The organism is Mameliella sp. CS4 (genome assembly GCF_019392335.1).
Classification (GTDB): domain Bacteria; phylum Pseudomonadota; class Alphaproteobacteria; order Rhodobacterales; family Rhodobacteraceae; genus Antarctobacter.
The window spans coordinates 62,393-73,919 of record NZ_JAHXRQ010000015.1 but is presented as its reverse complement, the minus strand read 5'-3'; the positions used below and the strand labels follow the sequence as shown (position 1 = coordinate 73,919).

The window sequence follows — 11,527 nt, the reverse complement described above, 5'->3', positions numbered from 1 at the left end:
CGACATGAAGAAACTCGTTCTGACTGGCGCCGCGGGACGGCTGGGGTCCTACCTGCGCGAACCGCTGTCGCGTCTGGCCGAGGAACTGGTGTCGACGGACATCGCCGAGGGTGTCGGCACGCTCTATCCCGGGGAACGCTATGTTCAGGCCGACTTGGCCGACCTGAACGCCATGTCGGAGGTGATCGAAGGGGCCGACATGGTGGTGCATTTCGGTGCCATCGGGGACGAAGCGCCCTTTGAGCAGATTCTCGGCCCCAACATCGTCGGCGCCTACAACGTCTGGGAGGCGGCGCACCGGCACGGCGTGCGGCGCGTGGTCTATGCCAGTTCGATCCACGCGGTCGGCATGTATCCCCGGCAAGTGCGGATCGGCACGGATGTGCCGCACCGGCCCGACACCTTCTACGGGCTGGCCAAATGTTTCGCCGAGGATCTGGCGCGCCTGTACTGGGAGAAACGCGGGGTCGAGGCGGTCTGCCTGCGCATTCTCTCCTGCGCGCAGGTGACGGGGGCGCGGGCGCTGGGGACCTGGCTCAGCTACGGCGACCTGATCCAGCTGGTGACGCGGGCGATCGACACGCCGACGACCGGCTTTACCGTGGTCTATGGCGTGTCGGACAACGACCGATGCCCGGTGGACAATTCCGCCGCGCGTTACCTTGGCTATGCGCCAAGGGACAACGCCGAGCAGTTTGCCGCACAGGTGCTGGCCGCCGAAGGGCCGGGTGATCCGCGCGATCCGGCACAGATGTGCCACGGCGGGCCTTTCGCGGCAGTGGACCTGGGCCAGAGCGGGCAGGCGCAGATGAACATCGTCGACGACCGCAAGGAGCCCTGAACCGCCCGATGACGGGGCCCCGGGGTCAGCCGCTGGCGCCGTTGCGGATGTTCAGCATCTTGCGCAGCAAGCGCTTCAGTTCGGCGGTTTCGGTCTGGGACAGGCCAGCGGCGCCGCCAGCCTCGTGCTCGGCCAGGATCGGACCCAGCACGGCAACCCGCGCCTCTCCGGCCTCTGTCAGCCGCAGTTCCATCGCGCGCTTGTCGTCTTCGGGCACGCGGCGCAGGATCAGCCCCTCGTCCTCCATCTGGCGCACCATCTTGGTCATATGCGCCCGCTTGATGCTGAGCGACTTGGCCAGCATGCCCTGGCGGATGCCCGGGTTTTCGTGCAGGACCATCAGCACCGTCAGTTCGCCCGGGCGGATGTCTTCTGCCTCGAACGAGCGAAAGAACCCGGCAAAGCTCTTCAGCTGCGCAAGACGCAGCAGAAAACCCATGGCCTCGGACAGCGGTCCGTAATGCACCGTGCCGTCCGGGCGGTCTTTGCGCGGATCATCCACGGCCGCATTCCCCGGTGCCCTGCCCGGCACGGACTCCTGTCCCCTCAGCGCCAATGGCCATGCAGATCCTCCCATGTTTCGCTGTTTGCGATATCATTATTGTTTCCCAGTAGACAATTTTTTCGATTCGAGTCAACATCCCACCCGTCAGATCAGGGGGGGTTCCCCCGGCCGTGCAGGAGGAGACATGGCCCATTTCCCGAGGCACCCGCGCCGATGTACCGGCGCAGATGATGCCATCCAGGGCGCGTTCACGCGCCGCGCCGACGCGCCTCCCGTCGAGAAGGTGACCCGATGACCCCAGAATTGCTAGCACAGATCCTTGCCCGCACACCCGGTTGGGCAGAGCAGGCCGCGCCCGCCGGGCTGGACGATACCGCCGTGGCCCAGATCCTGGGCGAAACCTTCAAGCTGGCCGAGGACACCCTAGCCCCGCTGGCCGCCACGGCGGACGCGGCGGGCTGTCAGGTCGAGGGCGGGCGCGTCCGCACCCCCGAAGGCTACGCCGCCGCCTACCGCGCCCTGGGCGAGGGCGGCTGGCTGGCCGCCGACCTGCCCGATGACCTGGGCGGCATGGGTCTGCCGCTGGCGCTGCATGTCGCCGCCGCCCTGCCGATGGAAGGCGCCGCCCTGCCCTTCATGATGCTGCCCGGCTCCAGCCGTGCCGCCGCCTTCTGCCTGGCCGCCAACGCACCAAAGCTGGCGGCAGACTGGTGCCCGAAGCTGGCCGAGGGCACCTGGGCCGCGACCATCTGCATTTCAGAACCGGATGCCGGATCGGACGTGGGCCGTATCCGCACGCGGGCCAAAGCCGAGGGCGACGGCTGGCGCATATCGGGCACCAAGTGCTGGATCAGCTTCGGCGATCAGGACATGACCGATCGGATCGGCCACCTGCTGCTGGCGCGCACCGGCACCCCAGAGGACGGCACGCGTGGTCTGTCGCTTTTCCTGGTGTCCAATGTCACCGACGCAGGTGCCACCAATGGCATCCACGTCGAGCGCATCGAGGAAAAGCTGGGCCTGCACGGCTCGCCCACCTGCGTGCTGCGCTTTGACGGGGCCGAAGGGGTGATGATCGGCGCGCCGGGCCGCGGGCTGCCCGCCCTGTTCCACATGATCGAACGCATGCGACTGCAGGTCGGCACCCAGGGCGCCGGGGTGGCCGCCACCTGCGCACGCCTGGCCCGCGCCTATGCCGAGGACCGCCGCCAGGGCGGCGCCCCCTCTGCCCCGCCGGTCGCTCTGACCGCGCATCCCGACATCCAGCGCATGCTGCTGACGCTGGATGCCCGCGCCATGGTACTGGCCGCGCTGGTGCTGGAAACGGCCACCGTGCTGGACATGGCCAAGGACGGTGACGATGGCGCTGCCGCCCTGGCCCCCTTCCTGTTGCCGCTGGCCAAGACCTTTGGCGGCGAGTTGGGACAGGACAGCGCCAGCGACGCGATCCAGGTTCTGGGCGGGGCAGGCTATACCCGCGAATGGCCCGCCGAACGCTATTTCCGGGATGTCCGGATCACCACAATCTACGAGGGCACCACGGGCATGCAGGCGCAGGACCTGGTCCTGCGGCGCCTGCTCAAGGACGATACGGCGCTGACTGCCTTCCTGGCGCGTGCCAAGGCGGCGCCAGGCAGCGCGGACCTGACCGGGCGGTTTGCCGCGCTGGTCACGCGCCTGCGCGAGGCCGCGCCCGAGGCCCGGCTATATGCCGCCGACTCTGTCCTGCGCGCCGCCTGGGTCGCGCAAAGCGCGGTGCTTGCCGAACGTCTGAAAGGCATCGACGCCGACAGCGACCGCGCCCTGGATCTCTGGCTGGCGCAGGGATCGGCCCGCATGGCGCTGGCGGAATCGGGCGTCGACTGGGCACTGACTCAGCCCGCCTAGAGGAGACTTGCAATGCCGGCCAAATCCCTTCCGGCCGGCATTGACTCCCCTCTCCAAAAAAATTCTATCTTGCGCATGTGTTTATTGTCGCAGTGACGCTGTCCGCTGTTTCCAGCGGCAGGCTTCCGTGACGTGATAGCGCCGGACCGATCAAGGTCCACGCCGTTCATGAGGATTGTGCCATGTCAGCCTTTATCAAGGGCATCGCCCGCAGCCTTGCCGTTGCCATTCCCGTCGCACTGGGCGCGCTGACCGTGGCCTATTCCGAAGATCTCAAAAGCCCCCCGGCCGCCAAGGAGGTGAAGCGTCCGCCAACCGCGGTTCGCGTCGTGACGATGGCCCCCGTGGACTTCGTTCCGCGCGTCAGCGGATTTGGCACCGTCACCCCGGCCCGCGAATGGCGCGCCGTGGCACGGGTGGATGGCGAGGTGATCGAAAAAGCCGACGGGCTGGCCAATGGCGGCGTCATCGCGGGCGGGACGCTGCTGTTGCGGCTGGACGATGCCGAACTGCAGCTGTCGCTGGCCCAGATCGACACGCAATTGGCCGCGCTGGACGTCAAGGACCGGACCCTGGCCGCAAGCCTGGAGATCGCAACCGCCGATCTGGATCTCAGCCGGTCGGAACTGGCCCGGCAGGAAACGCTGACGGAGCAGGGTGTGGCGACGCAGGTGCGGCTGGACAGCGCCCGGCGCGCCGAACTGGGCGCTCGCGCCAAGGTCGTGGAGGTCGAGAACCAGCTGGCGCTGAACGCCGCAGAGCGCGACGTCCTGAAAGCCCAGCGCGCGACCGTGGCGCGGTCGCTGGAATTCACCGAGATCACCGCCCCATACGACATCCGGATCGCCGAGGTCTCGGCGGAACTGGGCCAGGTGGTGACGCGCAACCAGACGCTGGTCAGCGCCGAGGGGATCGAGGCGGCAGAGGTCGCCGCGCAATTCTCGATCGGGCGGGTCGGGCCGATCCTGCGCATGATGGGAGACGGCGCAACGGTCGAGGACCTGAAGGCCCGCGTGCGCCTGCCCGCACCCGGTCACCTGGTAACGTGGGAGGCCAAGGTCGACCGCGTCGGAGAGGCGCTTGACCCGCGCACCCAGAGCACCGCCATTGTCGTCCGGATCGACGATCCCTACGCCCAGGCCGAGGCGGGCAAGCGCCCGCCCCTGCGCCGCAACACCTTTGTCGAGGTGATCCTGATGGCGCCAAAGCGCCCGGCGCTGGTGGCCCCGCTGGACGCGGTGCGCGGCGGCCAGGCGCTGGTGGTCAGTGCCGAGGGGACGCTGGAAAAACGCGCCGTGACCCTAGGGGTCACCATCGGCGACATCGCCGTGGTGACTGACGGCCTGGTCGAGGGCGACAGGCTGGTGGTGACGGACCCGGCCATCGCGGTCCCCGGAATGGCTGTCAAAGCCGTGGAGGACAAACAGGTGCTGGCCCAGATCACCGCCGCCGCCGGTGGCCAGGGCAAGCCGAAGGGCAACAAGTGATGATCCGTCTCTTTGCCCTGCATCCGACCGCCGCCAATATCCTGATGCTGGCGCTGGCCGTCCTTGGCCTTGCCGCCCTGCCGACGCTGCAGCGCGACACCTTTCCCCTGACCCCGCCCAGCCTGGTCGAGCTCCGCATCGCCTATCCCGGCGCCTCGCCCGCGGAGGTGGAAACCGGGATCTGCCAGGTCGCCGAGGACCCGCTGCGCAAGATCGACAACCTCGTGGAACTGTCCTGCCTGTCGCGGGACAACATGGCGGTCATCACCGCCGAGATCGCGGAAGGCGCGGACATGACCCGCTTTCACAACGATCTCAAGGCGGCGGTGGACGGGATCAACACCTTTCCCGAACGGGCCGAGGACCCGGTGACGCGCGTGGTCGAACGGGTCGCTTCTGTCGCCTCCATCGCCGTGACCGGCCCCGACGACCCGCATGTCCTTCTCGCCTATGCCGACATGCTGGCGGAACGGCTGCGCGCCGATCCTGAGATTTCGCAGGTCGAGATCGCGGGCTTTTCCGACCGCGAGATCGTCATCGAACTGGATGCGGCGGCCCTGCAGCGCCACGGGCTGCGCATCTCGGACCTGGGCCCGCTCTTGACCCGCAACAGCCTGGACATGCCCGCCGGCACGCTGGAAGGCCGCCAGGGCGACGCGGTGATCCGCTTTCTCGGCGAAAAGCGCAGCATAGGGGATTTCGCCCGCCTGCCGTTGACCAGCTCGGCCAATGGTGCCGAAATCACACTGGGCGAAGTGGCCAAAATCTCGCTGGTGTTCAGCGATCCGGCGCAGGCGGCCTATTACAACGGCGAGCGCGCCGCCATCATCCAGGTCAACAAGAGCGCAAGCCAGGACGCGCTGCGCGTCAAGGCCGCGCTGGACCAGATCATGGCAGAGGCCCAGGCCGAGGCCCCGGGAAACATCGCGCTGGCGATCTCGCAGGACAGCACGATGAACATCCGCGACCGGCTGCGCATCATCGCCGAAAACGGCATCCAGGGCCTGCTTCTGGTGCTGGTCGTCATGTGGCTGTTCTTTGGTTTCCGGTTCTCGTTCTGGGTCGCGATGGGCCTGCCGATCTCCTTCCTGGGCACGATCTTTGCGATGCAGCTTTTCGGGCTTACCATCAACATGATGACGATGGTCGCGCTGCTGGTGGCCATCGGCCTGCTTATGGACGATGCCATCGTCATCTCGGAAAATATCGTGCGCCGACGGCAGGCGGGAGAAACCGCGATGCAGGCGACGGTGAACGGCGCCGTGCAGGTGGCGCCGGGGGTCATCGCCTCTTTCCTGACCACGGTGATGATCGTCGGTCCTCTGGCCTTCATGCAGGGGCAGATCGGGGCGGTGTTGAAATACATCCCCATCGTGCTGGTGATGACCCTGATCGTCAGCCTGGTCGAGGCCTTCCTGATCCTGCCCAGCCACATGCACCATTCCCTGTCGGGTGAACTGCGGCCCAACCGGATCAGCCGCGCGGTGAATGCCGGGTTTGACTGGCTGCGCGACCGCGTGGTGGTGCCCCTGTCAGGCCTCAGCCTGCGTTACCGCTATTTCACGCTGGGCCTCGCCGCTTTCATGGTGCTCTTTTCCATCGCGCCCTACACCGGCGGGTTCATCAAGTTCCAGAGCTTCCCGGCGCTGGAAAGCGACACGGTCGAGGCGCGCCTGCTGCTGGTGCAGGGCTCGCCCCTGGAGCGTACGGAACAGCGGGTGGCGCGGGTCGTCGCGGCGCTGGACAAGATGAATGCGGATCTTTCCCCCGATCAGCCCGATGGCCAGCCGCTGGTCCAGAGCTACACGATCACCTACAGCGCCAATGCCGACACGCCCGAAACCGGCGCCCACATGGCCACCGTCAGCGCCAAGCTGCTGCCCGCCGGCATCCGCACGACCGAGGTCACGCAAATCGTCGACACGTGGAAGAAACTGGTGGGTCCGATGCCCGACATGGCCGCCTTTCGCATCACCGACAAGGAGCGCGGCGCCGGCGGCAAGCCCATCGACATCCGTCTGCAGGGCGACGACCTGGACGCGCTGCGCGCCACCGCCCGCGAGATGCGCAGGTTCTTTCGCGAGTTCGAGGGCGTGCGCGACGTGACCTATGACCTGCAGCCGGGCAAGACCGAGTACATCGTCACCCTGCGCCCCGCCGCGGCCTCGGCCCTAGGGGTCAGCGCGCAGGCCGTTGCGACAGAACTGCGCGCCGGGTTCCGGGGCGATTCCCCGCTGGAGGTCCGCGACGGGCTGGGTACGCTGGACATCGTGGCCCGCCTCTCAGACGAAAACCGGATGAGCCTCCAGGATATCCTGGAGATGCGCGTACCGGGGGCCGAGGGCGCGCTGGTGCCGCTGACGGCGGTGGCGGACGTGCGCATGGGGCGCGGGTTCGCCTCGATCAACCGGATCGACGGCCAGCGCACCGTGGCCGTTCAGGGCGCGATCAACCCCGCCGTCGCCAACGCACGCGAGCTGATGGCCGCGCTTCGTGCCGACTATCTTCCGGGGCTGGCCGACAAGCGGCCCGGCGTCTCCGTCACGATCCTGGGCGAGGCAAAGGACACGGCAACAACCGGCTCTTCGCTTGCGCGCAACATGATGATCGGATTGGTCGGGGTCTACCTGATCCTGTCGTTCCAGTTCCGCAGCTTTGTGCAGCCCCTCGTGGTGGTTGTCGCGATTCCGCTCAGCCTGATCGGCGTGATGTGGGGGCACATGGCGCTGGGACTGCAGATTTCCCTGCCCAGCCTGGTGGGACTGGCCACGCTGGCCGGCGTGGTGGTGAACGATTCGATCCTGCTGGTGACCTTCATGAAGGAACGTTTCGCAGAGGGCGAGGACATGCTGGCCGCCGGCCAGGCCGCCGTGCGCGACCGCTTTCGCGCGATCTTCCTGACCTCGCTGACGACAGTCGTGGGCCTTGGGCCGCTTCTGTTCGAACAAAGCACCCAAGCGCAATTCCTGCGCCCGATCGTGGCCAGCCTCGCCTTCGGCCTGACCGGCGCGACACTGCTCGCGCTCTTTGTCAGCCCAGCGGTCTTTGCCATCCTGCACGACCTGCGCCTGGTCCGGGCGCAGGAGGCCGCGGACTGACCACGTCAAGGCGCAGGCGGGTGTCCCCTGTCTGCGCCACGTGGGCGCAACCGGTGCAAGAACCCCCACGAAAAACGCGTCGATTGCAAGCGACACAAGTGCTTGGTTGGGAAAGCTGTTCCCAGCTGCGCGGGTGTTCATTTCAGGAGCAAGTGGCAGCCCGTAGGGGATCGCCACCTGCGCGAAAAGCTCAAGAAATAAAGAGGGAGGTGCCCCACGCCTTGGCAAAAGTCGACTCACGGAAAGCAACGACTTAACGTCCACTTGCCCCACGGGTCGGATCATGTCCAGCGGTCAAGTTACAGTCCTTGCCGGGCTTCAGCCTGCCGGATCACACTGCGGCACGCATTTCCGTGTGCACGTCGTCACGCTGCCCTGAACCTGACCCCCGCTGGCCCCTTGTTTGGGAACAGCACGAGACCGCCGATGCGGATGGTGATCACGGTCTCGGGCCAATCGGACTATCCTGAGGCTGCGCAGATTTTCCAACGACTGATGGCAGGATAACTCCGGCAAGCGACAAATTTCTGCGACTTCCAATGGCTTGCTTATCCCCTCACATGGCGGCACATTCATTTTGCGGGAGCCAGCTGGGCGGCCTACAGGGGTAAGGCGGAGAGATATTCTTGCAGTTCAACAATGCCACTTTGCAGAACGGCGTGGACGTGTTGCGTTCGCGCACGCCGCAAGAGTATCGAGCGAAGGCAGATAACTACGTTTTCGAGGAAGCGGTCTCGGACGAGCGGAGAGCGACGTTCGAAGCGTTCATCGGCGATTGCGCAAGTGACCAAGCGGTGATGGATGGTCATGTCGATTACGTAAAGGAAAATCTCGAGATCGAAGGCGAGACACCTGACACATTCCGAATTGATCTCGGACCTTCCGGAATGGGCGATCGGGATGAAGCGCAGGATCTGGTTCGTGTCGAGGGATTACGTGGCCCACTGGAAACGCATTTCGGGTTCACGGCTTCTGACGGCGTTGATGTTCTGCTCCAGCACTACGAGAAGTTGAAGGAAGCGTGGGAAGACGGCAGCCCTGAGGGGAATGCCTTGATAGATAAATTTCTCGCGACGTGGAAGCGCGACGAGCGTCCAGGTTTTGCTGCGTTCCTCGATGGTCTAAGGGACGACGCCGAGCACCCAGATTGGCAGCACTTGCTGCGCGATCGGTTGGGGCTCGCACACTACCAGCCGCAGCCCGGCACGCCGATCCCGGTCGCCATGATGGTCTACAGCGTCAGGGAAGTTACAGCCGCAGCGCGTGCGGACGCCGTGCCGATGACCTGTCCGACGGTGCTGGATTCCAAGCCGTGGCAGTATTACTTCCCGGCTCCGGAGGTGATCCCTTACGGTCGCGCGATGGCATTGCGAACCGATGGAGGCGAAGAGAGCTTGCAGCCGGAGCTGCTCCATACGAAAATAGAGTATAAACGAAGCCACATTAAAGCTATGGCATTGATCGAACGGCCTTGGGGGCCAGAGGAGCTTAGGAGCTTGCGCAACCACCACCTTCTGAAGCTTCGACTGGCGCTGCTGGACGAGCCGGCGGCGGCCGGGCGACCGGAGTTTGGTGAGGACATGCCCTGATGGGTCTGGCGTCCGACATAGCAGAAGGTGCACGCCATCCGTGGATCGCGGTCTTCGAGGCCGATCCGGAGACATCCTACGATCGGCTCATTCGCGGCTATGCCGAGGTGCCGCCCTATGAGCGCGCTGATGCGCCAGACGCGGCGCGCATGCTGTTCGGCCCGCTCGCCGCTGAAGATCCGGCACGGGCACGACTGGGTGACGCAGTTACAGCCTGGCTGAACGCGCGGCGGCGCGAGCCGATCCCGGCCGAACGGCGCAAGCGTGGCCGGCTGATCCGAGAGATTTCAGAGAGCTTCGAGATCATCCGCGCGCTGGCACCGGGCGAGGCGGCGCTGTGGGTGCATGACAACCGCATCAGGCTGATGGACTGGACATCACGACTCGTTGACACGCCGGCACGGGATGCACGGGCGGCCTTCCTGCTGACCTTGGCGGTCACGCAGCCGGTCGTCGACGGTGAGGACCTGACGCGGCTTTGGATGGACATCTGCCGCGAGGCTGGTGGGGTCTTGCCGGGGGATTACCTGGACGTTGGGCTGATGGGTCTGCGCCGATTGCCGCAGGTGGCGCACCAGACGTCGGAGGTGCCTTGGCTTGCGGGGCTGGCCCAGTGGGCGATGGCGCGGAAGCCCTCCGAGCAGGAATTCGCGGCGGAATGGCTGCCGTTGAAGAAGGTTTATCCGCGCAACCCCACTCAATGGCGGAAAGAGATATCAGCGCTCCTACGCACCAAGCAATACCAAGACGCAGAAATCGAGCCGCCGGCTTGGTGGGCGTGCGACCCGCAAATGGCGGTTATGGGTAGGCCGAATTTCCAGCCGGCCGACGGTTACCGTTCGCCGATGCCGGACGAATGCAAGGCGCTGATCGAACGGCTGCAAGCTACGTCCTATGGCGAGGTGGCGCCGGCGATTGAGACCTTCATGCAGGCGCATGTCCGGTTCGTGCGGGCGACGGGGATCAGCCAGCACATGGTCGCTGCGGTGCATCAACTTGGCACCGCGCTGGCCGCGACAAGCGACGAAGCGGCGTGCGTTAGGGCCGAGGAACTCGCGCGCGTCGCGCTCCACTGGCAGCCGTTCAATGTTTTGTTGTGGACCCTCTGGGCCGACGCGTTGGAAGCGCGCGGCGCGATTGCAGCGTTGGAGATCGTGCGGAGGGAGCATGTGCGGAGGCTGCCCTTCGATGTCGACGCGCGTAATCAACTCGCCGAGATGTTGATCGCGCTGGACCGTTGCGAGGAAGCGCGGACGATCGTCGACAATTGTTTTCCGGAGGGACTTGCTGACGAGGCGACGCATTCGCTCCGGATTCGGCTTACCGCGCATCGCGACGGGATCGAGGCGGCGCGGCATGTGGCGGCAGTGGCGGTGGAAGAGTTCCCAGAAAACCGGATCTTGGCCGACTACGCAGCGCGAATCGACCGCGAAGAGAAACCCGGGTTGATCGCCGCGCGCTATCAGGCAACTCGGCCGACATCGGCGTCAGATGCGCTGACCGCGTCGGAGGTTGCGGAGGACAGGACTGTCGTCCGATTGCGGGAATTGGCATCTGCGCGGGCGCTGGGGGAGCGGCTTATGTCCGGTCAGGACGACCTCGCTGTTGCCGAGGTCCGAGAATTACTGGCAGAGCAGCCGGACTTTGCGTATGCGCAACTGCTCGCCGTGCGGGCCGGCATCTGGGCGGGCGAGCATGCGGAACTCCCCAGCGTGCCAGCGGCTTTCGAGCGGGCGTTGGGCGACGAGGACGCGGAGATGTTGTCCCGTGTGACGAAGCGCGCCCCGAAGCTCGAAGCCCTGACGCTGGTGGCGCGCGCCCTGTTCGGCGATGTCGACGCCCAGAACCGGATCGCCGACTGGCTTGATGAGTCCCAAACGGACGAGTCGAGCCCGGTTGCTGACATGCGGCCGAGGCTGCGGATAATCTTGGGCGGCGCGACCGGCGCCGATGACGTCGCCACTGGTCTGTCATCCCAGCGCGAAAAAGTCCTGAACGTCCTTCGGCGGGTCAACGAGGCAATGATCGATTCAGACCTGATCGCCGCCTGAACGAGGCGCCGTCGGGGCCAGCTAAGACTGGCGCGATAGGGAGTCGTTCGAAGGGGGCGACAAATCCAA

The 11,527-nt window shown here is 65.9% G+C and carries 7 protein-coding genes; 6 read left to right on the top strand and 1 reads right to left on the bottom strand.

What is annotated here, in order from left to right:
* The first annotated feature begins 4 nt into the window (after nt 1-4).
* Nucleotides 5-841 carry an NAD-dependent epimerase/dehydratase family protein gene (locus KZZ07_RS17435; RefSeq protein WP_219516096.1) on the top strand — a complete coding sequence of 279 codons (837 nt, stop codon included), beginning with the start codon at nt 5-7 and terminating at the stop codon, nt 839-841.
* A 25-nt stretch (nt 842-866) separates the two neighbouring features.
* Here KZZ07_RS17435 and KZZ07_RS17430 read toward each other — a convergent pair whose 3' ends face one another.
* Nucleotides 867-1,343: a MarR family winged helix-turn-helix transcriptional regulator gene (locus tag KZZ07_RS17430; RefSeq protein ID WP_300437311.1), complete on the bottom strand. Its 477-nt coding sequence runs from the start codon at nt 1,341-1,343 to the stop codon at nt 867-869.
* Between the two features lie 294 nt (nt 1,344-1,637).
* On the opposite strand from KZZ07_RS17430, the gene KZZ07_RS17425 reads away from it, so the two are divergent.
* The 5 genes from KZZ07_RS17425 to KZZ07_RS17405 all read left to right on the top strand — a co-directional run bounded on the left by KZZ07_RS17425 (nt 1,638) and on the right by KZZ07_RS17405 (nt 11,458).
* Nucleotides 1,638-3,233 carry an acyl-CoA dehydrogenase family protein gene (locus KZZ07_RS17425; protein WP_219516093.1) on the top strand — a complete coding sequence of 532 codons (1,596 nt, stop codon included), beginning with the start codon at nt 1,638-1,640 and terminating at the stop codon, nt 3,231-3,233.
* A gap of 182 nt (nt 3,234-3,415) precedes the next feature.
* Complete coding sequence (locus tag KZZ07_RS17420) at nt 3,416-4,720, top strand: efflux RND transporter periplasmic adaptor subunit (protein ID WP_219516092.1); 1,305 nt, start codon at nt 3,416-3,418, stop codon at nt 4,718-4,720.
* The gene (locus tag KZZ07_RS17415) at nt 4,720-7,818 is read left to right on the top strand and encodes an efflux RND transporter permease subunit (protein ID WP_219516091.1); all 3,099 of its coding nucleotides are present in this window, start codon (nt 4,720-4,722) and stop codon (nt 7,816-7,818) included. Before KZZ07_RS17420 ends, KZZ07_RS17415 begins: the two co-directional genes overlap by 1 nt.
* 626 nt (nt 7,819-8,444) lie before the next feature.
* Nucleotides 8,445-9,407: a hypothetical protein gene (locus KZZ07_RS17410; protein ID WP_219516090.1), complete on the top strand. Its 963-nt coding sequence runs from the start codon at nt 8,445-8,447 to the stop codon at nt 9,405-9,407.
* Nucleotides 9,407-11,458 (top strand): tetratricopeptide repeat protein, encoded by a 2,052-nt coding sequence (locus KZZ07_RS17405; RefSeq protein ID WP_219516089.1) that lies wholly within the window; start codon nt 9,407-9,409, stop codon nt 11,456-11,458. Before KZZ07_RS17410 ends, KZZ07_RS17405 begins: the two co-directional genes overlap by 1 nt.
* The last annotated feature ends 69 nt before the right edge of the window (nt 11,459-11,527 follow it).

What these genes read in the sequence shown, in the direction of transcription:
- KZZ07_RS17415 (WP_219516091.1), top strand. Translation starts at nt 4,720, where the DNA reads ATGATCCGTCTCTTTGCCCTGCATCCGACCGCCGCCAATATCCTGATG.
- KZZ07_RS17420 (WP_219516092.1), top strand. Translation starts at nt 3,416, where the DNA reads ATGTCAGCCTTTATCAAGGGCATCGCCCGCAGCCTTGCCGTTGCCATT.
- KZZ07_RS17425 (WP_219516093.1), top strand. Translation starts at nt 1,638, where the DNA reads ATGACCCCAGAATTGCTAGCACAGATCCTTGCCCGCACACCCGGTTGG.
- KZZ07_RS17405 (WP_219516089.1), top strand. Translation starts at nt 9,407, where the DNA reads ATGGGTCTGGCGTCCGACATAGCAGAAGGTGCACGCCATCCGTGGATC.
- KZZ07_RS17435 (WP_219516096.1), top strand. Translation starts at nt 5, where the DNA reads ATGAAGAAACTCGTTCTGACTGGCGCCGCGGGACGGCTGGGGTCCTAC.